Annotated in this window: 25 protein-coding genes; 17 read left to right on the top strand and 8 right to left on the bottom strand. The window is 52.4% G+C overall.

The features are described 5' to 3' along the window. Positions 1 to 42 precede the first annotated feature (42 nt). Together corA and RAC89_RS18955 are read right to left on the bottom strand one after the other, a co-directional pair. Positions 43 to 990 carry a magnesium/cobalt transporter CorA gene (corA, locus tag RAC89_RS18950; RefSeq protein WP_306615271.1) on the bottom strand — a complete coding sequence of 316 codons (948 nt, stop codon included), beginning with the start codon at positions 988 to 990 and terminating at the stop codon, positions 43 to 45. A 28-nt stretch (positions 991 to 1,018) separates the two neighbouring features. After that, positions 1,019 to 1,603, bottom strand: coding sequence for a YitT family protein (locus tag RAC89_RS18955; RefSeq protein WP_306615272.1), 585 nt, complete (start codon positions 1,601 to 1,603; stop codon positions 1,019 to 1,021). Between the two features lie 161 nt (positions 1,604 to 1,764). Between RAC89_RS18955 and RAC89_RS18960 the strand changes: the two genes are divergently transcribed. The 6 genes from RAC89_RS18960 (at position 1,765) to RAC89_RS18985 (ending at position 6,120) form a co-directional block, all read left to right on the top strand. Beyond that, positions 1,765 to 2,367 carry a winged helix-turn-helix domain-containing protein gene (locus RAC89_RS18960; protein ID WP_306615273.1) on the top strand — a complete coding sequence of 201 codons (603 nt, stop codon included), beginning with the start codon at positions 1,765 to 1,767 and terminating at the stop codon, positions 2,365 to 2,367. Further along, positions 2,364 to 2,591: a hypothetical protein gene (locus RAC89_RS18965; RefSeq protein WP_306615274.1), complete on the top strand. Its 228-nt coding sequence runs from the start codon at positions 2,364 to 2,366 to the stop codon at positions 2,589 to 2,591. Before RAC89_RS18960 ends, RAC89_RS18965 begins: the two co-directional genes overlap by 4 nt. Before the next feature lie 33 nt (positions 2,592 to 2,624). Next, positions 2,625 to 3,206: an ATP-dependent Clp endopeptidase proteolytic subunit ClpP gene (clpP, locus tag RAC89_RS18970; RefSeq protein WP_306615275.1), complete on the top strand. Its 582-nt coding sequence runs from the start codon at positions 2,625 to 2,627 to the stop codon at positions 3,204 to 3,206. Between the two features lie 184 nt (positions 3,207 to 3,390). Further along, positions 3,391 to 4,626 (top strand): DUF2157 domain-containing protein, encoded by a 1,236-nt coding sequence (locus tag RAC89_RS18975; protein ID WP_306615276.1) that lies wholly within the window; start codon positions 3,391 to 3,393, stop codon positions 4,624 to 4,626. Further along, a complete protein-coding gene (locus tag RAC89_RS18980) occupies positions 4,619 to 5,155 on the top strand; it encodes a GDYXXLXY domain-containing protein (protein ID WP_306615277.1) in 537 nt (178 codons plus the stop codon). Before RAC89_RS18975 ends, RAC89_RS18980 begins: the two co-directional genes overlap by 8 nt. Positions 5,156 to 5,253: 98 nt before the next feature. Continuing rightward, positions 5,254 to 6,120 carry a lipoate--protein ligase family protein gene (locus RAC89_RS18985; RefSeq protein WP_306615278.1) on the top strand — a complete coding sequence of 289 codons (867 nt, stop codon included), beginning with the start codon at positions 5,254 to 5,256 and terminating at the stop codon, positions 6,118 to 6,120. A 31-nt stretch (positions 6,121 to 6,151) separates the two neighbouring features. Here the strand turns inward: RAC89_RS18985 and RAC89_RS18990 are convergent, their stop codons facing one another. Then, complete coding sequence (locus tag RAC89_RS18990; RefSeq protein ID WP_306615279.1) at positions 6,152 to 6,880, bottom strand: alpha/beta hydrolase; 729 nt, start codon at positions 6,878 to 6,880, stop codon at positions 6,152 to 6,154. A 266-nt stretch (positions 6,881 to 7,146) separates the two neighbouring features. On the opposite strand from RAC89_RS18990, the gene pdhA reads away from it, so the two are divergent. Genes pdhA through lpdA form a run of 4 tightly spaced genes read left to right on the top strand, consistent with a single transcriptional unit; the run spans position 7,147 to position 12,015 of the window. After that, on the top strand, positions 7,147 to 8,217 hold the full coding sequence (gene pdhA / locus RAC89_RS18995; protein WP_284638033.1) for a pyruvate dehydrogenase (acetyl-transferring) E1 component subunit alpha: 1,071 nt from the start codon (positions 7,147 to 7,149) through the stop codon (positions 8,215 to 8,217). A 28-nt stretch (positions 8,218 to 8,245) separates the two neighbouring features. Further along, positions 8,246 to 9,226 carry an alpha-ketoacid dehydrogenase subunit beta gene (locus tag RAC89_RS19000; RefSeq protein WP_284638035.1) on the top strand — a complete coding sequence of 327 codons (981 nt, stop codon included), beginning with the start codon at positions 8,246 to 8,248 and terminating at the stop codon, positions 9,224 to 9,226. 28 nt (positions 9,227 to 9,254) lie between these two features. Next, positions 9,255 to 10,592, top strand: a complete 1,338-nt coding sequence (locus RAC89_RS19005) for a dihydrolipoamide acetyltransferase family protein (RefSeq protein ID WP_306615280.1) — start codon at positions 9,255 to 9,257, stop codon at positions 10,590 to 10,592. A gap of 7 nt (positions 10,593 to 10,599) precedes the next feature. Then, positions 10,600 to 12,015: a dihydrolipoyl dehydrogenase gene (gene lpdA / locus RAC89_RS19010; protein WP_306615281.1), complete on the top strand. Its 1,416-nt coding sequence runs from the start codon at positions 10,600 to 10,602 to the stop codon at positions 12,013 to 12,015. A gap of 371 nt (positions 12,016 to 12,386) precedes the next feature. Here the strand turns inward: lpdA and RAC89_RS19015 are convergent, their stop codons facing one another. Together RAC89_RS19015 and RAC89_RS19020 are read right to left on the bottom strand one after the other, a co-directional pair. After that, positions 12,387 to 14,558 carry a sensor histidine kinase gene (locus RAC89_RS19015; protein WP_306615282.1) on the bottom strand — a complete coding sequence of 724 codons (2,172 nt, stop codon included), beginning with the start codon at positions 14,556 to 14,558 and terminating at the stop codon, positions 12,387 to 12,389. Next, positions 14,536 to 15,228: a response regulator transcription factor gene (locus RAC89_RS19020; RefSeq protein WP_306615283.1), complete on the bottom strand. Its 693-nt coding sequence runs from the start codon at positions 15,226 to 15,228 to the stop codon at positions 14,536 to 14,538. The genes RAC89_RS19015 and RAC89_RS19020 overlap by 23 nt, the downstream gene beginning before the upstream one ends. A gap of 158 nt (positions 15,229 to 15,386) precedes the next feature. Between RAC89_RS19020 and RAC89_RS19025 the strand changes: the two genes are divergently transcribed. Both RAC89_RS19025 and RAC89_RS19030 read left to right on the top strand, forming a co-directional pair. After that, on the top strand, positions 15,387 to 15,920 hold the full coding sequence (locus RAC89_RS19025) for a hypothetical protein (RefSeq protein WP_306615284.1): 534 nt from the start codon (positions 15,387 to 15,389) through the stop codon (positions 15,918 to 15,920). A gap of 172 nt (positions 15,921 to 16,092) precedes the next feature. Then, positions 16,093 to 16,392, top strand: a complete 300-nt coding sequence (locus RAC89_RS19030; RefSeq protein ID WP_284638047.1) for a hypothetical protein — start codon at positions 16,093 to 16,095, stop codon at positions 16,390 to 16,392. Between the two features lie 29 nt (positions 16,393 to 16,421). Here RAC89_RS19030 and RAC89_RS19035 read toward each other — a convergent pair whose 3' ends face one another. Then, entirely contained in the window at positions 16,422 to 17,600 is a 1,179-nt protein-coding gene (locus RAC89_RS19035; RefSeq protein ID WP_306615285.1) for an FAD-dependent oxidoreductase, read from the bottom strand. 28 nt (positions 17,601 to 17,628) lie between these two features. Next, positions 17,629 to 17,844: a hypothetical protein gene (locus RAC89_RS19040; protein ID WP_284638050.1), complete on the bottom strand. Its 216-nt coding sequence runs from the start codon at positions 17,842 to 17,844 to the stop codon at positions 17,629 to 17,631. A 152-nt stretch (positions 17,845 to 17,996) separates the two neighbouring features. Here RAC89_RS19040 and RAC89_RS19045 point away from each other — a divergent pair, with 152 nt between their 5' ends. Next, positions 17,997 to 18,263 carry a YqkE family protein gene (locus tag RAC89_RS19045; RefSeq protein WP_306615286.1) on the top strand — a complete coding sequence of 89 codons (267 nt, stop codon included), beginning with the start codon at positions 17,997 to 17,999 and terminating at the stop codon, positions 18,261 to 18,263. On the opposite strand, the gene RAC89_RS19050 is transcribed toward RAC89_RS19045, so the two are convergent. Further along, positions 18,253 to 19,053, bottom strand: a complete 801-nt coding sequence (locus RAC89_RS19050) for a hypothetical protein (protein WP_306615287.1) — start codon at positions 19,051 to 19,053, stop codon at positions 18,253 to 18,255. The two genes, RAC89_RS19045 and RAC89_RS19050, sit on opposite strands and share 11 nt — an antisense overlap. A gap of 266 nt (positions 19,054 to 19,319) precedes the next feature. Here RAC89_RS19050 and RAC89_RS19055 point away from each other — a divergent pair, with 266 nt between their 5' ends. From RAC89_RS19055 to RAC89_RS19070, 4 genes are all read left to right on the top strand, one after another. Further along, positions 19,320 to 20,057, top strand: a complete 738-nt coding sequence (locus RAC89_RS19055) for a DUF429 domain-containing protein (protein WP_306615288.1) — start codon at positions 19,320 to 19,322, stop codon at positions 20,055 to 20,057. 78 nt (positions 20,058 to 20,135) lie between these two features. Beyond that, complete coding sequence (locus tag RAC89_RS19060; protein ID WP_306615289.1) at positions 20,136 to 21,077, top strand: sensor histidine kinase; 942 nt, start codon at positions 20,136 to 20,138, stop codon at positions 21,075 to 21,077. Further along, positions 21,058 to 21,603 (top strand): SiaB family protein kinase, encoded by a 546-nt coding sequence (locus tag RAC89_RS19065; RefSeq protein ID WP_306615290.1) that lies wholly within the window; start codon positions 21,058 to 21,060, stop codon positions 21,601 to 21,603. Before RAC89_RS19060 ends, RAC89_RS19065 begins: the two co-directional genes overlap by 20 nt. After that, a complete protein-coding gene (locus tag RAC89_RS19070; protein WP_306615291.1) occupies positions 21,604 to 21,993 on the top strand; it encodes a DUF1987 domain-containing protein in 390 nt (129 codons plus the stop codon). It begins immediately after the preceding gene.

The raw sequence follows: 21,993 nt of genomic DNA on the forward strand, positions 1-21,993 counted from the left end.
TATTAGCTATAGCATGCACGACAAGAAGGGAAAACATGAGAATTAATCAAACCAGCCCTTTCTTCGAAACCACGAAAACATTCCGAGGCCGATACCGAACATGAAGCTCAGCGCAACAAAATATCCCCATTTCCATGTCAGCTCCGGCATGTACTGAAAATTCATCCCATAAATGCCGGCAATAAAGGTCAGCGGCATGAAAATCGTCGTAATGACGGTTAAGGTTTTCATTATGGTGTTGGCCCGGTTGGAATTGAGAGATATATAGTTGTCCCGCATGTCCGAGCTAACCTCGCGATTCGTTTCGATGATTTCTCCCAGCTTCAGCAAGTGATCATAGATATCCGTGAAATAGAACAGCTGGTCCTTTAAGCCGGAGATCCGGTCGGAATTCGTGATCCGATACAGCAGCTCCCTCATCGGAACGATCGTTCGCCGGAGCTTCAGCAGCCTGGAGCGAACCTCGAAAACCTCCTTCATCAGCAGATGTATGGAGGCTTGCTTCGTTTCGATCTCGTTCAGCTGGTCTTCCACCTCATAGACACAAGGAAAGTAGTGATCCACAATCTTGTCCATAATCAGGTAAGCCGCGTGAATGTGGCCTCTGGCACGGAGAGTGGATTGCTCGCTCATCCGCTTCCAGGCTTCCTCCACTTCGAGAGATATGTCGTAGTGGAACGAAACCAAATATGCAGGCCCCAGAAACAAATTTACCTCGGAGGCCTTTAGGCTAGGGGTTTCCAGCGCATGCAGGACGAAGAAATGGACCTCCTCGTAATGCTCCAGCTTCGGACGCTGCAGCAGATGAAGGCAATCCTCAATCGCCAGCGGATGAAAATGAAAATGATGCTCCAAAACCGAGGTCTCCTCGGGTGTGGGATCCGATAAGTCTACCCAGTACCAGGCGATATCGTCCCGTTGCCCTATCTGCTCCAAGGTGATCCCGGAGAGCAATTCTTGACGTTGATTCACAGCTAATACACGGATCATCTGTACTACCCCTCGTTGGCTGAGTGAATTAGGAGACGGGAGGAGCTGCATATTTTTTAAAGGTAATCAGGGTGGAGAACAGTCCGGCTGCCGTCACAGTTATAAGTGATAATACCACTTCCTTCTGATGAAGAACAAGCATCCCGGTGGTGAGGATGACCAGGTCGAACAGGTAGATCAGCATACCTGCGTTCATCTTGAATATTCTGGACAGAAGCTGGGCAAACAGGTCCAATCCTTCCGAAGTGATATCGTTCAGAAGCATCACGCCGATCCCGGTACCGATCAGTATCCCACCGAGAATTGCGCTGAACAGCGGCGAGGTCTGCAAGGTGAACGAAACCGGTTGGAAGAACGTAAGAAATACGGCAGAGATCAGCAGACCGATCACATTGGTATAAAAAAAGGAGCGATTGTAGAACCAGGCGAGCACATACACCGGGAAACTGCAAGCAAGGATAACGGCTCCGATATTCCAGCCGAGAACATAATTGAGGATGAGGCCGATACCGATCATGCCGCCGTCCAAAATTTGAAAGGGCACAAGGAACTGATGGACCGCAGTGGAGATCAAGAAGGAGCTGAGGAGTACGGCAAGCATTTTTTTGAGCAAGGATCTGCACCTCCGTTCTTCAGGACACTCCCCATATGTATGCGTTCGGACGGGAGAGAATTACCGGTTTGTCCTCCGGGGTCCGCTTGGAACTGTTTGACAAACGAAGCATAACGTAATAAAATATTTTTACGTACAGAAAAAGTGTTAGGTGGTTGGTCGTGGTGACCTTTGAGATTCAAGAGAGCCGAATGGTCGAATCCCCGGAGCAGGCAATCGCTTTGCTGCATCCGCTTCGAGCGGATATCGTTTCCAGACTTGCGGAGCCTGCCTCCGCCGCAGAGATCGCAAGAGCGCTCGGCGAGGCCCCGCAGCGGATGAATTATCATCTTAAGGCATTGGAGAAGGTGGGCTTGATCCGGAAAGTCGGGACTCGGCAGGTGCGTAATTTGGTCGAGGTGCTGTACCAAGCCGTAGCCAAAACCTTCATCCTTGCGGAGTCGCTCAGCCTGCCGGCGGAGACCTTGGAACGGTTGAAGGAGCATGGATCGCTGCTGCAGCTCGTAACAACGGCGGAGCAGATGAAGAAGGATGCCGTGATGCTGATGGAGGAGGCGGAGACAGCTGCGGAAACACCAAGCGCCACGCTCCAGTTTCAAGTGCATCTCAAGGATGGGGAGGAGCGGCAAGCCTTTATCGAGGAATATGCAGCTATGGTGGAGCAGCTGGTGAATAAGTATCATGCAAGGAAGCAAGGAGCCGCGGCCTATCGGGTGCTGCTGGCGGCCTATCCTAAGCCGGGTGAAGGAGGAGATCGAACATGAGCGACAAAGATCATGTATTGCTGAAAAGGTCCGCCGTGAAGAAAGGGAAGAGGGACGGAGGGATGCCGATGCCGTCAGAAGAAGATTTGATATCCAGCAGGCTGCTTCACCCTGGAGACGATGACCGAGAGCCAGTTCGGCTGCTGATCGTCACGTCAGGCTTCGGGCGCACCGGAGGAAGCAACAGAGGAAAGAACGTCAATATCTGCAGTATGGCAGCATAGGGAGTTGAATGAATCGTGACGGAGGTGCCAAAAATGACATTTGTGCCTATGGTTGTGGAGCAAACGGGACGCGGAGAGCGCTCCTATGATATTTATTCCAGATTGCTGAAGGATCGGATCGTGTTCCTGGGTACGGAGGTAAATGACCATTCGGCCAATGCGATCATTGCGCAGCTGCTGTTCCTGGCGGCAGAGGATCCTGAGAAGGATATTCACCTGTACATTAACTCTCCCGGAGGATCGACCTCGGCGGGGCTCGCCATATACGATACGATGCAGTTCATAAAACCGGACGTATCGACCATATGTGTCGGCAGTGCCGCTTCCATGGGAGCTGTCCTTCTTGCCGCAGGGGCTCCGGGGAAGCGATTGGCGCTTCCCAATGCCGAGGTGATGATTCATCAGCCCTGGGGAGGAGCGCAAGGGCAGGCGGCCGATATCCACATTCGGGCACAGCACATTCTTAAAACCCGTCTGATCCTAAATCGGATCTTATCCGAACGTTCCGGACAGCCGCTGGAGAAGATCGAACGTGATACGGATCGGGATTACTATATGACCGCAGCGGAGTCGGTAGCTTATGGGTTGATCGATAAAGTAATCGAGCGTGTGTGAGAAGAAGGCTGAAGAAGACCGGTCCATCCGTGAAGGGATGAGGCCGGTTTTTCAGCTTCTGCGCGAATACGCGGCAAATTGACAGGTACTAGAAAAAGATAGTACTTTTTTTCCATGTCTACAGCTGTATACTGAAGATATAACAGGTTGCCTCTACAGGCAAGTTGAACAAGGGGTGAGCAGGATGAGCAGAAAATGGGTGGAGAAAGAAGGCCCGCGTTGGGTGGAAAAGGGAATCGTCACCCGTGAACAGGTCGAGCAAATTACACGTTTGTATGAAGATAAAAAGCATGCTGTCGGGCTGCTTCCGATTCTCGGAAGCCTGCTGGTAGGGTTAGGCATTTTAAGCTTTGTCGCGGCGAATTGGCAGGAGATTCCGCAGCTGCTCCGTCTTGCCTTGATGATGGCGGTTATGGCCGGCTTCTACGGAGCGGGGGAGAAGCTGATCCGGAATGGACAGGACCGGCTCGGCCTGGCGTTGGTAAGCTTAGGTCTCGTCAGCTTCGGAGCCTCCATGGTCTTGATCGGCCAGATGTTCCATCTGATCGCGTATAACGCGGGGACGTTCATCCTATGGGCTTGTGCGGGTGCCGGTCTCGCGTGGATTTATCGCAGCAGGTATTTATACTTGATTGCTCTGTTGCTCTTTACCATAGCTCAGTGGTATGCATCAACCGAGCTTCACGGCTTCAGCTATACTTCGATCGTACTGATGGCGCTTAGCTTAGGCGGCTATCTGTGGAAAAGGCCCGATTCGCTGCTGATGTCGGCTTTCAGCATCAGCTTCGTGCTTCAATCCATCATGTGGGTAGGCGCGGAGGATTTCAGGTTCGTGTGGGCCTTCCTGCCTGTGATGGCACTGTATGTGCTTGGGGACTGGTGGAAGGAACGCAGGCCGGCATTTGCCCTGCAAACGGCACCCTTGGCTCTGGCCTTTGGCTTCGCCCTGGTGATGGTGCTGTTCCCGGAGGCGTATACCGGCGGCAGTTATGGCATGGAGCGTAACACAATACTCATTTCGCCGTGGTATGTGGTGCTTCTGGTCGTCCTATTCGCCGTCTCCTTCTTCGGCAAGCTTCGGCTAAAGCAGGCGGCAGGTGCGTTTGAATGGATTCTCCTTGCTCCTTTCTTTTATTTGCCGGAAGGAATGAGCGTGCTGTATTTACTGGCGATGTTCTTTTTCTCCCTCTACGTATTATGGCAGGGGTATTTGGAGGAATGGCGTTTCAAAATCAATATAGGCACCTTCTTGTTCATTATTAGCACCATGGTGGCCTACGGGAAGCTTACTTGGGATTTTATGGACAAATCACTGTTTTTTATTCTGGGAGGGCTGCTTCTGCTGCTGCTTAGCTGGTTCCTAAACCGGAGGAAAAAACAGTTCTTCGAACAGATAAAGGAGGACAAAGAGCATGACTAGGGAGAGCGTGACGGTAAGGCGGCGTCCGATGTGGATGACGGTTTCGACGATGCTGCAGCTGCTCGTGCTCGCGGGCATTGCGATATCGTACTATGCGGTCGGCTGGTTCGGGCAAGATGTAAGATTGAAGACGGTGCCTGTGGATCCGCGAGATATTTTATACGGTGATTATGTAACGCTTAGCTATGATATCAGCAGGCTTTCTCCTTCGCTATGGAAGGAAGGGGGAGAGCTTCCGCAGCCGGGCACGCCGATCTATGTAGTTGTTAGACAAGGGCCGATGGAATGGGCAGAGGTTGTTGGGGCTTACCGGTCGGAGCCGGCGGTTGCTGAAGGCGAAGTCGTCATTAAGGGCCGCGTCGATTACAGCTGGGACGAAGAGATCCGTGTCGATTACGGCATCGAGCGTTATTACGTGCCTGAGAATACGGGCAAGGTGCTTGAGGATAAGGCGGATCGCTTGACCGTGAAGCTGAAGGTGGCTCCTTGGGGGCAAGCGAAGATCGAAGGCATCGAAGAGCGAAAGTGAAGCGATGTCTCCAATCGTAAGACATCGGGTGTTTGCTTGCCGCTGGCCTGCCCCTTACAATAAGGAATAGACAAGAGGACAGGGGGCGGCAGTTACGCATGAGCAGGGAGCTCGAGGGGAATACGTCAAGGAAAGCGGAAGATGAGGCAGCGCTACAGCTGCCGGGCAGCATGTTACTATGGGATCGTACAGCACATCTGGAGGAGCCGGATGTGCTGTATCCGTTCGCGCTGGAGGAGCTTCTATGCAGGCATGTGGGTGAGGGCGGAGTTCCTTTGGTGCATTTATGGAGGCATCCGAAGGCGTTTGTCGTGGGACTCAGGGACAGCAGGCTGCCTTATGCGGCGGAAGCGATGCGCTGGCTGGAGTCTGAGGGCTATTCGGCCGCTGTCCGAAATTCCGGGGGGGCGGCAGTGCCGCTGGACCCGGGCGTTGTGAATGTGTCCCTTGTGCTGCCCAAACGGCAAGGCGAGCTTGATTTCCACGATGATTTCGAGCGGATGTATCGGCTAATTGCCAGGGCCTTATCGGAGTCCGACGTGGCTAAGGGCGAGATTGTGGGAGCGTATTGCCCGGGAGATTACGATTTAAGCATCGGAGGCCGTAAGTTTTGCGGCATCGCCCAGCGGCGTCAGGCCAAGGCCTATGTCATTCAAGCCTTCGTCGTTGTGGAAGGGAAAGGGCAAGAGATGGCCTCACGGGTGCGGGAATTTTATCGAAGAGCCTCCGGGGGCTCGGAAGCGCTGGATTATCCACGCGTTACGGAGAACAGCATGGCAAGCTTGGCTGAGCTGACGGAATCGGCCGGCACCATGACGGCAGAACGGTTCGTCGAAGCGGTAAAGCGTGTGGTGCGTGAGCGGCAGAAGGAGGAGCCTCCGGATCACAAGACCGTGCTGCTGCCTACCCGGGAGCAGGTCCTCGAGATGGCGGACATGCTCCGGGCAAGGTATGGAGTAACTTAAGCGGATGGTGGGCTGTAGTTGCAGCCGGCTATCAGCGAAGCATGCGTATCAGCATCGCCGGTAATTCAATTTGCCAGAAGCCCCATAGGTGCTTCCCCGGCTTTTCTTCATAATGAACCTGACAGCTTCTCGATACGAGGAGCTTTTTTGCCGTTCGGTTCGCCTCAAGGAAGTCAAAGCTCCCTCGCTCGGTGCGAACCTCCATTTCCTCCAGTCCGATAACCATGTCCACCTGCAGGTCTGACAAATCGGTTTCTATGGCAATCCGGTCCTGCGTTGTTTGTAAAAATGCGCCGGATAAGGATATTACTTTCCGAAATAGGCTAGGATAATCTAGAGCAAGATGCAAGGAAACGGTACCGCCCAGCGAATCACCTGCAAGAAGACGGTTCGCAGGCTCCCGGCGGATGGGATATTTGTTCTCCAGAAAAGGGATCAGCTCCTCGGCAAAAAAGCGGCAGTAGGCCGAAAAGCGGCTGCCTTCCGGAGCGTATTCGGAGGTTCTCACAGCTTTGTCGACGTCCACTCCGACGATGATGGCCGGTTCCACGCCTTCGTCGTAGATAAGCCGGTTCATTGTGGTGACGATTCTGCCGAAATTAAAAAAGTCTTCTCCATCCTGACAATAGATGACAGGATACGAGACAAGCTCGTTATAACCCGGCGGCAAGAAGACGCGAAGCGAACGTTCCTCGCCCAAAAAGGCGGAGGCGAGCCGTTCTTTGACAATGGTTCTTTTATAGTACAAGCTGTCGTCCATCAGAGAAACCTCCTGTGTATTATAACAGCAGAATCGACATATTTTGAGTGATGCTCAAGGATTCTGATGCTCCCAGCTTTGCTCCTGTCTAAGTAAGTTGTCCAAACTGTATTATATATTTTAGGAAACTGTTATATACATATTTATGTTATAAATGCGGATGAAACAAGTATTATCTTGTGTTATTCACGAAAACAGGTTTATAATATTACTATAACAGAAAAAGAAGTTTTTCGTTACCTATTCTAACTAGAGGTGAATATACGATGAGCAAGCCATATGTAGTGACTTCGCCGGACGTAACCCCGCTGCAGATACTGGGGGAGGACGGCTCCGTTGTAAATCAAGAGGCGATGCCGAACCTTTCGGATGATCAATTAAAAGAACTGATGCGCCGCATGGTGTTTACCCGAACTTGGGACCAGCGCGCGGTGAACCTGACACGTCAAGGCCGTCTCGGCTTCTATGCTCCGGTATCCGGCCAGGAAGGAACGATGATCGGCAGTGAGTTTGCCCTGAATCAAGATGATTTCGTCTGTCCGGGGTACCGCGATATGCCTCAGATCGTATGGCACGGGCTGCCGATGTACCAGGCGTTCCTGTATTCCCGCGGACACCAGCATGGCGGACAAATTCCTGAGGGCGTGCACGTTCTGATGCCGCAGATCATCATCGGCGCTCAGATCCTTCATGCCATGGGCGTAGCGATGGCGTTCAAGAAGCGCGGCGAGAAGCGTGTGGCCATCACATATACCGGTGACGGCGGTTCCTCCGAGGGCGATTTCTACGAAGGCTTGAACTTCGCGGGCGCCTACAAGCTGCCTGCCATTTTCGTCGTGCAAAACAACGGCTATGCCATCACCACGCCGTTCGCGAAGCAAACGGGTGCCCAGTCCGTAGCGCATAAGGCGCTGGCTGCCGGTATCGCCGGTGTGCAGGTGGACGGAATGGACGTTCTGGCTGTAGTCAAAGCCGTTCAGGACGCTGCAGAGCGCGGACGCAACGGCGAAGGCGCGACACTGATCGAAGCATTGACCTACCGGTTCCTGCCGCATTCCATGTCCGGTGATGACCCTTCCAAGTATCGTACGAAGGAAGAAACGGCTGAGTGGGAGCAGAAGGATCCGCTGCATCGCTTCCGCTTGTATCTGCAAAGCAAAGGCTTGTGGACGGACGAAGAAGAAGCGGCTGTTGTTGAAGATGCTAAGAACACCGTAGCCGAGCAGATCAAAAAGGCCGAAGAAACCGAGAAGATGACCGTTCCGGGCCTTATCGACAGCATGTTCGAGACGACACCTAAGCATCTGGAACAACAAAAAGCGGACTACCTAGCGTAAGGGCACAGGAGAGGGAGGAATAGCAATCATGGCTCAAATGACAATGATTCAAGCGATAAAGGATGCAATGCGCGTCGAGCTGCAGCGCGATCCGAACGTAGTGATTTTCGGGGAAGACGTCGGTAAGGTCGGCGGGGTATTCCGCGCTACCGAGGGACTTCAAGGCGAATTCGGCGAAGAGCGAGTATACGACACGCCGCTGGCCGAATCGGCGATCGGCGGTATGGCTGTAGGTATGGCGATTCAGGGCTTCCGTCCGATTATGGAAATTCAGTTTGTCGGCTTCCTGTTCGAAGCGTTCGACCAGATCGCCGTACAGGCTGCCCGCATGCGTTTCCGTTCCGGCGGCCGCTATCAAGCGCCGATTACCATTCGTATGCCGTTCGGCGGCGGGGTAAAGGCAGCTGAGCTGCACACGGATCCGCTGGAAGGCTTGTTCGTTCAAACACCGGGTCTGAAGGTGGTTGTCCCGTCCAACCCTTACGATGCGAAGGGGCTGCTCATCTCCGCTATCCGTGACAACGATCCGGTTGTGTTCATGGAGCACTTGAACCTGTACCGTTCGTTCCGTGCCGAGGTACCTGAGGGCGAGTACACCGTGCCTATCGGTAAGGCAAATGTAGTGCGCGAAGGTACGGATGCAACAATCATTACTTACGGCGCTATGGTTCACACTTCCTTGAAGGCAGCGGAAGAAATCGAGAAAACCCGCGGCGCGAAGGTAGAGGTCATCGATCTGCGCACCTTGATGCCGCTTGATATTGAAACGATCGTGGAATCGATCAAGAAGACCAACCGCGCGATCGTCGTGCAGGAAGCGCAAAAAACAGCCGGTATTGCGGCTGAAGTGATCGCTCAAATCAACGAGCAGGCTATTCTTCATCTGGAAGCGCCGGTGCTGCGCGTCGCACCTCCGGATACGGTGTATCCTTTCGCACAGATTGAGGATCAATGGCTACCGAACCCTGCCCGTATTATCGCGGGATTGAATAAAGTATTGGATTTCTAAGCTGACGGAGACTAGGAGGTTTGCGGGTATGGCGAAGTTTGAATATCGGTTCCCGGAGCTTGGCGAAGGGATTCATGAAGGCGAGATCGTCAAATGGCATGTAAAGCCGGGCGATACGGTAAACGACGAAACGATCCTGATGGACGTGCAAAATGATAAGTCGACGGTGGAGGTTCCTTCTCCGGTTGCCGGTAAAATCGTTGAGCTGAAGGTTGGCGAGGGAACGGTTTGTACGATCGGCGATGTGATTGCTGTGCTTGAGGTCGAAGGCGAGGTGCCTCAGCAGGCGCACGGCCATGAGGCTCCGGCGGCAGCAGCAGCAGCTCCGGCGACCACCCCGGCTCCGGCGGCAAGCGAAGCGCCTGTGCCGAACTCCGGAGGCAATCCGGCGGCGAACACCGGTGCGGCTCCGGCGGCAGCTCCAGCACCGGCGGGCGGCCAGGTGCTGGCGACCCCGAGCGTGCGCAGACTCGCACGCGAGAAGGGCGTGAACATCGCCAGCGTGCCTGCGACCGGTCGTAACGGTCGCGTAACGCGCGAAGATGTTCTGGCCTTTGCGGCCGGCGGCGGAGCAGCAGCGCCGGCGGCGGCAGCTGCGGCGGGCGAAGCGCCGGCAGCAGCAGCTCCGGCAGCGGCATCGGCGGCTGCCGTGGCGATCGGCGAGCGCGCTGAGGAGCGCGTGCCGTTGAAGGGCATTCGCAAGGCGATTGCGAATGCGATGGTCAAGAGCGTGTACACGGCTCCGCACGTGACGCTCATGGACGAGGTCGACGTCACGCAGCTCGTCGCACTCCGCGGCCGCGCGAAAGCTACGGCCGAGAAGAAGGGCATCAAGCTGACTTACCTGCCGTTTATCGTGAAGGCGCTCGTAGCTGCGGCACGGGAGTTCCCGGTAATGAACGCTATGATCGACGAAGAGAAGCAGGAGATCGTCTACAAGAAGTACTACAACATCGGGATTGCAACCGATACGGATAACGGTTTGATCGTACCGGTGATCCAGGATGCCGACCGCAAAAATATTTGGACGATCGCTACGGCGATCAAGGATCTCGCTACCCGCGGCCGTGACGGCAAGCTCGGTCCGGCAGAGCTGAAGGGCTCTACGCTGACAATTACCAATATCGGCTCCGCAGGCGGCATGTTCTTCACTCCGGTGATCAACTTCCCTGAGGTAGCCATCCTCGGAACCGGACGCATTACCGAGAAGCCGGTAGTGAAAAACGGAGAAATCGTAATCGCACCGGTTATGGCCCTGTCGTTAAGCTTCGATCACCGGATTATCGACGGTGCTACGGCGCAAAACTTTATGAATTACATTAAGCAGCTGCTTGCAGATCCAGAGCTGCTCATTATGGAGGTGTAATCCGGCCATGGTAGTAGGAGACGCTTCTGTAGAAATTGACGTGCTGGTTATCGGTGCGGGTCCGGGCGGCTATGTAGCGGCCATCCGGGCCTCCCAGCTCGGGAAGAGCGTATTGATCGTAGATAAGGCGGAGCTCGGCGGCGTATGCTTGAACCGCGGCTGTATCCCGTCCAAGGCGCTGATCTCTGCCGCTCATCAATACGAAATGATGAGCCATGCAGGCTCCATCGGTATCAGTGCAGAGAACGTGAAAGTGGATTTCGGCAAGGTGCAGGAATGGAAAAGCGGTATTATCAAGAAGCAAACCGGCGGCGTCGGCGGACTGATGAAGGGCAACAAGATTCAAGTGTTCCAAGGTGAAGCTCTGTTCATCAATGACCATGAAGCCCGTGTGTTCAATGATAATGAAACGGCCCGCTACCGCTTCAATCACTGCATCATTGCTACGGGCTCCCGTCCTATCGAGCTGAAGACGTTCCCTTACGGCGGACGCGTTCTCTCCTCGACCGAGGCGTTGGAACTTCAGGAGCTTCCTGAGAGCATGGTCGTGATCGGCGGCGGTTATATCGGCATCGAGCTTGGGCAGACGTTCTCCAAGTTCGGTACGAAGGTAACTGTGCTGGAAGGCTCGGATTCGATCCTTCCTGGCTTCGAGAAGGAGCTTACGCAGCTGGTAGCGCGCAACCTGAAGAAGACGAACGTAGAGGTGTTTACCGAAGCTCTGGCTCAAGGCTGTGAGCAGACGGATAAGGACGTTACGGTAACGTTCACGGTGAAGGGCGAAGAGAAGAAGGTGACGGCACAGTACGTGCTGGTTACCGTCGGACGCCGTCCGAACACGGATGGAGATCTGTCGCTGGAGCTCGCCGGAGTGAAGGTGGGCGAGCGCGGCCTGATCGAAGTGAACGAGAAGTGCCAAACCAGCGTGCCGCATATTTACGCGATCGGCGATATCGTGGCGGGACCTGCGCTTGCGCATAAGGCCTCCTATGAGGCGAAGGTAGCGGCCGAATCCATTGCGGGCATGCCTAGCGTAGTGGATTACAAAGCGATTCCTGCCGTCGTCTTCTCCGATCCGGAAATTGCCGGGGTGGGCTACAGTGAGACGGAAGCCAAGGCGAAGGGTATGAACGTGGTTACCGGCAAATTCCCTTACGGAGCTAACGGCCGGGCGCAATCCATGAACGCTACCGACGGCTTCGTCAAGCTAGTAGCGGAGAAGGACAGCGGCATTCTGGTAGGCGCGCAAGTGGTCGGTGCGGAAGCCTCGAACCTGATCGCCGAGCTCGCGCTCGGGATCGAAATGGGCGCTACGCTTGAGGATATCGCGCTTACCATCCACGCGCACCCGACGCTTGGCGAGATGGTGATGGATGCGGCGGAAGGCGCTTTGGGCCATCCGATTCATCAGCTGGGTAAATAATGCGAGAAAAAGGACTCTTCCGAGTTACAAGGAAGAGTCCTTTCGTTTGTACTTGGCATAAACGTTCCAACAAGGGAGGCAAAGCTGCAAAAGTGCAGAAATCCATGATTCCAATTACAGTTCGGAAGGGGATTTGTGAGGATAAGCATCTTTGAGAGAGCGCAACGGCTGGAATCGAAGCTAATGGTCTAGGAAAGCTGTATTACGCAGAAATCCTTTTGTTATGTTGCCAAATGTGGGAAAATGTTGCTTATTTGCAGAAATGTGACCGTAGCAGAACCCGAACGCTGAAAGGGATGTACCTCCAACCTCCATTCCATAAAAAAGCTCGAGTCGGAAACTTTCGTGCGCCGTGCCCGAGCAAGGTCACATTATTTCAAAAATTGGACAATCGCCTTAAAATAGTCTCCATCCAATTCGATCGTCAGCCGGCCGCCTTGCAAGTCGACGATGCTTTTGGCGATAGCCAGTCCCAGCCCTGAGCCTTCCGTATGTCTTGATTGATCGCCGCGTTTAAAGCGCTCGAACAGCTCCTCCGCCTCGAAGTCGATAGGATAAGCCGATACATTTTTGATCGTGAACAGTACGGAGGTATCGGTTTCCTCTAACGTCAGGTGCACCCTGGTATTCGGCATTGCATACTTTAGAGCGTTTCCGATCAAATTCTCGAATACACGCCATGTCTTCTTGCCGTCCAGAGTAGCGTACATCTTGTGATCGGGCACCTGTACTTTGAAGGTCAAGTTTGAGGCGGCGATCCGGTCGCTGAATTCGGCTAAAGCTTGGCTGAGCAGCGAGCTGACGTTGACCTTTTCCAGCTGCAGCTCAACGGCGCCGCTGGCCATTTTGGATGCTTCGAACAAATCCTCAATGAGCACCTTCAGCCGGTCCGTTTTCCGATCCAGCACCTCGATATAGCGCACGGTCTGCTCTTGGGTAAGCTCTTCGTTTTTCAGCAAATTTATATAATTAATGATGGAGGTTAACGGTGTCTTAAGATCATGCGAGACATTGGTAATGAGCTCGGCCTTCAGTCGTTCGCTTCTCATCTGACTGTCCAGCGCTTTCCTGAAGCCGTGCTGCATGCTGTTCAAATGATGGGCAAGCTGCTGCAGGTTGCCGCTGCCGGAGAACTTTACAGTGTGATGCAAATCACCCGCCGCTACAGCTTCCGCCCCTGTAAAAATCGCATGCAGGGCCGCGATCCGTTTCATCACATAGGGCACGACGATAAGAAGATAAAAGCCGAAGTACAGGGAACAAATCGCTGCCAGTCCCCCGGCTCCGTCATCCAAAGCAATGATAAGCAGAACGGCGATGAAGCCGAGCAAGGCGGTCAGAATGAAAAGGAGCGCCGCTTTATACATAATTTTCTTGTAGGCTAAGCTCGAGCGGACCAGCTCAAAGGCTCTTCCGGTCAAGCTAGCTTTGCACTGTCGGTTAAGCTCTTCCCGGTTGCGAAGGAGGTCTCGGGTATGTCGCGTGTACAGCAATAAGCAAAGGATCATCAACAGCGGAAGCAAGAAAGATACAAGCTGCATCCCCGATACAGGAAGCCTGAAAATCGCCGAAGGGGAAGCAAGTCCGAAGGTTAGTGCCGCCATAACGAGTGGAATGGCATAACGCAAATCGATCGGGATCTGCTCGAGACGCTGCGATAGCCGCTCCGTTTCGTTTTGCTGACCTAAACCAGTTTTACGCATATATAGGTAGGTCGAGACGGCGATGAGGACCGCTGCCGCCAGCAGTATCAATTCCTTCATCAGTCTCTCGCGAACGGAATCGTAGTAAGCAATATCTACCCGAAACTGGTTGTAGCCTGTATCCGTACTCGGAATGATCAGCCAGCCTTCCAATTGCCGCTGCTTCAGTTCGTTACCGATTGCCTGGAGGAACGGCTGCTGCGGATAGCTGCCCGGAAAGGACATGGCGTACAAGGAAGCCTTCAATTGGGCTCCATTCGGCGCCGAAGGCAGATTGGTGTAGACCTCGCCGGATAAACGGTCCTTCAAATAATAGTGCAAGCTCTGGCTGCGCTGCTCCAGACTTCTTCGGATATCCCGATACTCACCGTCCTGGTAGTCAACGATCCGCTGCTTCTCCTTCTCGAGCTGCTGATCAATGAGGCGGAGAGCCTCAACCGCTTTCTGCGTTTCCTCTTGCTCAAGGCGGGCTAGCTCCTCGGCGGCACCTTTGCTGCGGGCTTCGGTACGCTTCTCACGATACTCGCCGGCAAGCTCATTCTCTTTCTGCTTTCGGAGACTGCTGTAATGCTGCTCCATCCGGGTCAGGCGGTCCTGCCCGATCTTGTCCGCGGCGGTCCACTCCGAATAATTTTTGTGCGTAACATGAATATACTTGATCAAGTTGTAATGGGTTGAAAGCTGATTCTGAAAAGCTTGACTATGAAAATAAAAGTCCTTATGAAACAAAGCTCTATGCTGAAAAATATCCCATGCCGTCAGGACGGCAAGCAGAGAACAGCTCGTAAGCAACAGCCACGCTGCGTAAGAGAAGCGGTTATTTTTCGATTTTGTAGCCAATGCCCCACACCACCTTTAAATATTGCGGATCCTTCGGGTTGATCTCAATCTTCTCCCGTATGCGCCGCACGTGAACGGCAACGGTATTCTCCGCATTGATATACGGCTCCTTCCAAACCTTCTCGTAAATCTCGTCAATGGAAAACACCCGTCCCCGGTTCTCCATCAGAAGCTCCAAAATTTTGTACTCCGTTGCCGTTAGCCGAATCTCTTCATCGTGAATAAACACCGTCTTCGTTTGCTTGTTCAACGTCAGGCCGCGGACGTGGATTTCGTCCGTCTCCTGCTTGTAATTGCCGAAATGGGTATACCTGCGAAGCTGAGATTTTACCCTGGCTACGAGCTCAAGCGGGTTGAAGGGCTTGGCCAGGTAATCGTCGGCTCCGACGTTCAACCCGAGTACTTTGTCGGCATCCTCCGTTTTGGCGGAGAGCATGAGAATTGGAATATTGCGGCTTTCTCTGATTTTGAACGTGGTCTTAATTCCGTCCAGCCTGGGCATCATGATGTCCAGAATGATCAGGTGAATGTCCTCCCGCTCAAGCACCTCGAGTGCTTCCAGCCCGTGGTTTGCGCGGAATACGTTCATGCTTTCATTTTTCAAATAAATTTCGATAGCCTCTTGAATTTCCGCCTCGTCATCAACAACGAGAACATTGTATGTATGCAAGTCGTTTTCACCTCGTGTTTAATAGTAAAGGATAGTCCTGACGAATTAACGCTTAAAATCCTTACAAAATTATGAAGATCGCGCGGTTTACAACCGTTCGCGTTTCTGTGCGTATAGTATGATACGAGAATCTTGGGGAAAAGGAAAGGAGATGTGTGATGACGGCGAAGAATTTGAGGAAGCTGCTGTACGGTACGGCGGCGGTTTGGCTGCTGGTTGCGGCGACAGGCTGTTCGGAAGGGCTCGAGCGGTTGAATCAAGTAAAGGAGCAGGTCAGCACGGCGGTAGTTGAGCTAAAGGAAGCGGCGGGGAAAAGCGTATCCTCCATAGAACAGGTGAATGAGGTGCTGGTGAAGGGCGGCGCGGGTGTCATCGGCCTTCTGAAGGAGCTGAATCTGGAGATCGGCTATCAGGAGAACGGCGTTTCCTTTAAGAATGACGGAGGGCTCAGCGGATTGCTGGCGGTGGAGGGGAATCGGCTTGTGCTGAATATCGCTTCCCAATCGAACGATGCGGATACTGTGAAGACGATGCTTAGGCTTGCCAATGCTTTCTCTCCGGAAAATTTGCTGGAGCAGCGGCTGGAGGCATTCGTAGGGAAGGATCAGGCGCAGGAGGTGCAGCTGCAGAACGGGTTTATTCGTTCGGACGGTAAGCTGCTGGAGCTTCATCTGGAGACGCCGATAATATAATAAGGAGACCTGTTGTTCGGCAGAGGATCAGTTTCTGTCGGTGACGGGTCTTTTTTATTTCGTACATTAGCCTGCTTCAAAAAATTTCCTATAAACGGCTTGAAAAAGGAACGCACGTTCTGTATAATGAGAACAAGAACAAATGTTCGATAACTTGAGAGGGGTGTTGACGATGAAAGTTAAAATTGTGCGATTTATTGAGCGGGATTACCGCAGGAAGCTGCTGCTAACGAGCAATGAGAGCATGACTGAGGACCAGGCGGACGCGTTGCTCGATCAAATGCCAAGCCGCTTTATGGATGTGACGTTTACGTTCTATGGCAACGGTACTCTGACCATCGTTGATAACCACACCGAGCTGCGTGTACCTCTCAAGGAGCTGCAAGGGGCGGTATATGACTTTTACGTAAGGCAGCGTATACAAATGATTCGTGAGAATTTAGAGGAGAAGATTCTACAAAGTGCTTCCTAGGGATAGAAGGGTAGGACTCGGGCCAAGTCTCAAGACTCGTACCCGAGCAGCCAGTGTAATCGTTGTGCAGTAATGCTTGAAGGCGTAAGACGAAGAAGGGTGTTCCGAAGAAAGATGCCTGCCGGGGAAGTTAGCTGCACCATCCGTGCCATTCGACGGGAGTGCCGTACGACTTTCGTTGTCCGGGAGATGCGGTTGCCCTCATACTGTTTTAGTGCCCCGGGGATGTCCGAATTGTCCTGAGACAAGCATCTTGCTAATTCTAATGCGTCCTCCATTGCTTGGGCACCCCCCTGCCCCAGATTCGGAAGCATCGGGTGAGCGGCGTCGCCAAGCAGTGTAACTCGTCCGTGACTCCAGCCGGAAAGCGGGGGACGGTCATATATATCGTGGGATAAAATAACGCCGGGATCTGTGGAGGCTATAACCTCTTGAATCGGCTTCATCCAGCCGTTGAAGTGTTCAAGCGCCCATTGGCGGCGTTCGGAAGCAGCCGGAGCCGTTCCTTCCGGAGAAGTGATCGCGGCGAACCAGAAGTATCGCCCTTGTCCGATGGCGGACAAGCCGAACCGCTTACCTGAGCCCCACGCTTCGAAGCCTCCCCCGCTAGCTAGGGAGAAGCGTTTGCGGGAAAGCTCGGTAATACCGCGAAGAGCCGTATAGCCGGAATATCGAAGCTTCCCTGACGGGAATGGAAGCTGGCTTCTGACTAGGGAGTGCAGTCCATCGGCACCAACCAGGACATCGGCTGTTGCCACGACACCGTTGTCGAAGACAGCCGTAACATGGGTATTGTGCTGTTCCCATTGAACAAGCCCATGCCTTAGATGCAATCGGTGGGGGGGAATCGATTGCACAAGGCTGGCTTGCAGATCCGCTCTATGGATAAGGTAGCTGTAGGTGCCGTACCGGCGAGCCTGTTCCTCTACAGGAAGACGGGTGAGCAATGAGCCATTCCAGGAATGAATGAGAGCCTGCCTCACCGGGGCACCGAGCCGTCGGACTTCCTGATCTGCATGCAGCTTGTGGAGCGCCCTCATGGCATTGGAAGCCAGTACGATGCCCGCACCGGTTCCCGTTAAAGCTTGCGCTCGCTCGTATATCTCAACCTCCCAGCCTGCTTGGGCCAGTGCGATTGCGGCAGACAAGCCGCCGATGCCGGCTCCGATAATGATGGCTTTCCTGCCGGCGTTTATTGGATGGCTCATACCCGCGCCTCCTTCCCTATAGGCTGGCTTAACGCTTTCGAATATCGAAAAATTCGCATTGGTTTCTTTGATGATATGACAGGTCGCTTACGCCGGATTGTACGACTACGGTGGACTCGTCGAAGCGGATAATAAGTCCGCCGGAATCAACGATATGATCATTTTGGAACACCCGGATTTTCACCTGCCGGTCCATGGCTTCCTGAAAGTCCTGGTCGGTAATGAGTCTGCGGTTTAGAGACATAACAGGCTCCTTTATTAATAGGGATTTGTTTTTGTAACTTATTCTACGTTGATTTGAACTTTAGGGCAAATCATTATATGATGATCTTATCGCATCACCCGGCAAGACGGTGCCCATCATGTTGTATTCTAGAGAAAGCGAGAGTATTCGTTATGGCGAAAAAACGCAATTCCACCACGGCTCCAGCCCCTAAAGCTGCTCAAGAGAAGCAGGCAACGCTGCAGGATCTGCTTAGTCGTGATATGGTTGATAAACTGAAGGCACAAGCTAATGAAATGAAGGCAGAGGAAGCCAAACAGAAAGAAGAAGCCCGCAAACGCGCGGCAGAAGCTCAAAAAGCCGAGCAAAAGCGGCTCGACAATGATTTTGAGCATCTATTGAATAACAGCAAGATGGATTGGAAGCAGTTCAAAAAATAGGTAAGTTTTGATTGCGACTGCTGCTTCGTACCCGGTTCAAGCGTTTCCTCGCACTGGCTATACGAGGGGAGCGAGCCCTCTGACGCACGGAGATAACCACTTGACGCAGCGCGGCTGCGGTTAATCTCTTGCGGAGCCTTTTACGTTTACGCAACAGCATGCTGATATCCGTCGTTGCTGGCCCCAGAATGGAGAGAACCTTCGTTACTTGGTTATATTCCATGAGGAAAGGTTTCCCGTCTTCGAGCCCGTACTGGTTAGCCAGCAGGGGAGTTACTCGAAATTCTCCATTCAGTTCATTTTCGGGAACGAACAGTCTGATTTTTTGCGAACGCGTTCCTTTCTTTAATAAGATTTCGGCAGGACGATTCTCAGCTGCTCCTAATAAGCTTAACAGTGCGTAACCGACCGTTAGGCTAAGGTTGCTCTTTGAACGACTGCGGCCAACGGTGACCGTAGCACTTACCTGTGTTGCGGGCATGCGAATAAGCTCAAGCGTATTAGACTTCGGATCATACTCCAATGCGTAACGTGTGCCGTTTCGTATGGAGAGCTTTTTCGCCAGCTTCGGATTGATCTCCGCAAACTGAAATGGAGATTCATCCCCATACTCCTTTCGGATGCTTACCTTCGCATCATGAGGTCCCTTTTTGAGCGTCAATGTTACCTCCTCTTGAATTTCCTGCAGGTCCTGCGGGAGCCCTCCATCTCTGTCGGTTACGAACGTAACGACATTCTCCTCCATTTCTTGTAGAACCAAAATATCTACGATCCCTTTAGACAATTTCATCCACTCCCGTCCCTGATAACAAACAGTATCTGTTTTCATACAGCTTCAGATATATTCGTGCCTCTGTGTTTATGGTATGAGCACGAATACCCTGCTGCTTGTATCGTTGTCCCTAGTAACATACCACGAAGGTGTTTTTTTGAAGTGGAGGTAGAAATAAATGGTATATTGGGGTGATGATGTCATTCCGAACGGAGTAGGCGAAGCTGGAGTTTTAATTGTTCCTGATATGGCTGTACAAAATGCTATTAGAAGGGGGGGATGTTATGCGAACCTATGTCGGTATCGATGGCTGTCCTTTCGGCTGGGCCGCCACCGTTTTTCATATGGATAACTCTACTGGACAAGTCTTCTTGTATAAGCACATAGCAGAGCTCTGGGAAGCTCATCGGGATGCGGAATTGATTCTGATTGATATGCCGATCGGGCTGCCGGATACACGGCATATGCGGCATTGCGAGTCGGAGGCGAGGGCCCTATTGAAACCGTACCGGGCTTCGAGCATTTTTCCCGTTCCGGTACGCGAGGTATTGGAAGCGGCCAATTACGAACAAGCCGGTGAATGGCAGCGAAGGCTGTCCGGGAAAGGTCTTTCCAAGCAAACATGGAACATCGTCCCGAAGATTCGAGAGCTTGACCGTCTCGTTCGTTCCGAACCCCTCGCCAAGCTGCGTTTTCAAGAGTCCCACCCGGAGCTGGCTTTTGCCGCTTGGTCCGGTGCCCCGATGAGAAATAATAAAAAGACGGAATCCGGTTATAAGGAACGAATGGAAATTTTGTCAAAACTTTATGCACCATCGGAGCAGATCGTTGTTGATACGCTCGCACGTACCCCGCGAAGTCAGGTCGCCCGGGACGATTTGGTGGACAGCTTGGCACTCGCTGTATCGGCGCTGCACGGATCGGATGGGCTTGCGTATGTGCCGAATGTTACCCCGCCGCCGGAGGACGGGGAAGGTCTTGTCATGCGCATTGCTTATCCGATGCGGAGGATGATTTACTAAACTTTAAATTCTTTAGCGATTCTTTACTCAATGTAACGACATATTTCGACTATAATGAGACAGAGCGGAGGTGGACGAATGGCGGGAAGAGAGCAGCGGAAATATCAATATAAGCGACTGTTCCAAGACGAGCTCCATGTGCTGGATCAAGCCAAGGAAGCGCTGGATAAAAATCGATGGGCGGATGAGTCTCGCGAGCTGTATTCCGAATTGATCAACGATTACGAAAAGCTGTTAAAAACAGCTATGAAAATTTCTCGAATCAGCGACATTCAAGGAGAAACGTTGAAGAAGCAGGAACAGGAGCTGCATGAAGCCCACAACAATTTAAAACATCAAGAACAAATCAGGCGGCAGCTGATTGCGGATATTTCCCATGAGCTTGGTACCCCCATGTCTACGATACAAGGCTATATTAAAGCCATGCTGGATCGTGTGATCACCGCTGACGATAAATATCTGCGAATGATTTATAACAAGATTTTGACGGTGAATCACTTGATCAAGGATTTGTTCCTTTTAACAAGCCAAAAGGCTCAAAATATGCCCTACTACCGGCGGCCGCTTAAAGCGAATGATTTGCTCGAGCGCTTATCGGAGCACCATGCCCAGCTTTGCAAGGCGGCTCTTTACCCTGACCGGGTTTCAGCCATCGTTCCTATTGCTCATGCAGAACGGATTATGCTCTGGCTTGAACCGACATCGTTAACTCATGCCCTAGTTATGCTGTTCGAGCGGCCGATGGAACAGGTGTTATGGGGCGCAAACATACAGATAGACATCAATTATGAACTGCATCATCACGATTCAAGAATCGGTAAGCTGTTCGTGCGGGTTACTTGGGCAGAGGGTGCCCAAATCGAGCAACTTAAAGACAAGTCTGTAGAAAGCTTCGTAGGCGGGCTTACGGTTCAACTGGGGGAGAAAGCTTCCTTACTTACCATCCCAATACAGCTGAGCCCAGAGAATTTCGAAAATACTTCCTGGAAGGAGAATCTGCATGACCAATCACCTTTTTGAGGTTCAGAGCTTTTTACGGCAAAAGAAAATCCTGATCAGTTTTTCCGGGCGACTTTCGCAAGGGCTGATCGAGGAATACGGGGCTGCAGTCCGCAAATATTTGGAGGATGAAGAGCGCCCGACCAGCGAAATCAGGGAAATCTTCTCGATCTTCATCGAGCAAACGCAAAATATTAAAAATTACTGTTTAAGCAAGCAGGGAAGCCCCTCTTATGAAAGGATTGCTTCTTCCAGTATTGTTACGATCGGAAAGGAAGAGGACGGAAGCATCGTTAGCTCCGGAAATCTCGTTGAAAATAAGGATGTGGAAGAATTAAAGGACAAGCTTAAGCATTTGATCGGGCTCGACAAGGCGGAGCTGAAAAAGCTCTATAAGGAGCTGCTGAAGCGAGAGCTCCCCGACGGGTGCAGCGGAGCGGGGATCGGTCTCGTCGAGATGGCCCGAAAAACCAGCAAGCCTTTGGAATATACGGTTACTCAGATTGATGACGAGGTATCATTCTTTACACTGAAGGCGGTGGTTTAGTTGAACAGCCTGTATATCGCAGCTACCAAGAGTACACCTGAAATTGCCTTCGATCCTACATTGCATCGATTGACTATGAAAGGAGAGTCTTATCCGGAGAACGCTTTTAAATTTTATGAGCCGATCTTTGCATGGGTTGATCAGTATATCGGTACGCTTCAAGGTCAAGAGGTGGTTACGGTATCTTTGGAGCTTCCTTACATCAATACCAGCAGCACGAAATGCATGATGATGTTACTGGAAAAGTTCGAGGAGGCTTACCAAGCGGGCAAGAACATCAGGCTCGAGTGGTATTGCAACGAGGAAAATGACAGTGAATTGGAATGCGCTGAGGAGTTCCAGGAAGATATGAGCATGCCATTTGATATTCTGATGATAAAAGAAGCGTGA

Source organism: Paenibacillus sp. GD4 (assembly GCF_030846225.1).
GTDB lineage: Bacteria > Bacillota > Bacilli > Paenibacillales > NBRC-103111 > Paenibacillus_G > Paenibacillus_G silviterrae.

Bases quoted from the DNA above. Each gene is read 5' to 3' on its own strand.
- corA (WP_306615271.1), bottom strand. From the start codon at position 990: ATGATCCGTGTATTAGCTGTGAATCAACGTCAAGAATTGCTCTCCGGG.
- RAC89_RS19055 (WP_306615288.1), top strand. From the start codon at position 19,320: ATGCGAACCTATGTCGGTATCGATGGCTGTCCTTTCGGCTGGGCCGCC.
- RAC89_RS19060 (WP_306615289.1), top strand. From the start codon at position 20,136: ATGGCGGGAAGAGAGCAGCGGAAATATCAATATAAGCGACTGTTCCAA.
- RAC89_RS19050 (WP_306615287.1), bottom strand. From the start codon at position 19,053: ATGAAATTGTCTAAAGGGATCGTAGATATTTTGGTTCTACAAGAAATG.
- RAC89_RS19045 (WP_306615286.1), top strand. From the start codon at position 17,997: ATGGCGAAAAAACGCAATTCCACCACGGCTCCAGCCCCTAAAGCTGCT.
- RAC89_RS18980 (WP_306615277.1), top strand. From the start codon at position 4,619: ATGACTAGGGAGAGCGTGACGGTAAGGCGGCGTCCGATGTGGATGACG.
- RAC89_RS19000 (WP_284638035.1), top strand. From the start codon at position 8,246: ATGGCTCAAATGACAATGATTCAAGCGATAAAGGATGCAATGCGCGTC.
- RAC89_RS19035 (WP_306615285.1), bottom strand. From the start codon at position 17,600: ATGAGCCATCCAATAAACGCCGGCAGGAAAGCCATCATTATCGGAGCC.
- RAC89_RS19005 (WP_306615280.1), top strand. From the start codon at position 9,255: ATGGCGAAGTTTGAATATCGGTTCCCGGAGCTTGGCGAAGGGATTCAT.
- RAC89_RS19040 (WP_284638050.1), bottom strand. From the start codon at position 17,844: ATGTCTCTAAACCGCAGACTCATTACCGACCAGGACTTTCAGGAAGCC.
- RAC89_RS18975 (WP_306615276.1), top strand. From the start codon at position 3,391: ATGAGCAGAAAATGGGTGGAGAAAGAAGGCCCGCGTTGGGTGGAAAAG.
- RAC89_RS18965 (WP_306615274.1), top strand. From the start codon at position 2,364: ATGAGCGACAAAGATCATGTATTGCTGAAAAGGTCCGCCGTGAAGAAA.
- RAC89_RS18985 (WP_306615278.1), top strand. From the start codon at position 5,254: ATGAGCAGGGAGCTCGAGGGGAATACGTCAAGGAAAGCGGAAGATGAG.
- RAC89_RS18990 (WP_306615279.1), bottom strand. From the start codon at position 6,880: ATGGACGACAGCTTGTACTATAAAAGAACCATTGTCAAAGAACGGCTC.
- RAC89_RS19025 (WP_306615284.1), top strand. From the start codon at position 15,387: ATGACGGCGAAGAATTTGAGGAAGCTGCTGTACGGTACGGCGGCGGTT.
- pdhA (WP_284638033.1), top strand. From the start codon at position 7,147: ATGAGCAAGCCATATGTAGTGACTTCGCCGGACGTAACCCCGCTGCAG.
- RAC89_RS19030 (WP_284638047.1), top strand. From the start codon at position 16,093: ATGAAAGTTAAAATTGTGCGATTTATTGAGCGGGATTACCGCAGGAAG.
- clpP (WP_306615275.1), top strand. From the start codon at position 2,625: ATGACATTTGTGCCTATGGTTGTGGAGCAAACGGGACGCGGAGAGCGC.
- lpdA (WP_306615281.1), top strand. From the start codon at position 10,600: ATGGTAGTAGGAGACGCTTCTGTAGAAATTGACGTGCTGGTTATCGGT.
- RAC89_RS19065 (WP_306615290.1), top strand. From the start codon at position 21,058: ATGACCAATCACCTTTTTGAGGTTCAGAGCTTTTTACGGCAAAAGAAA.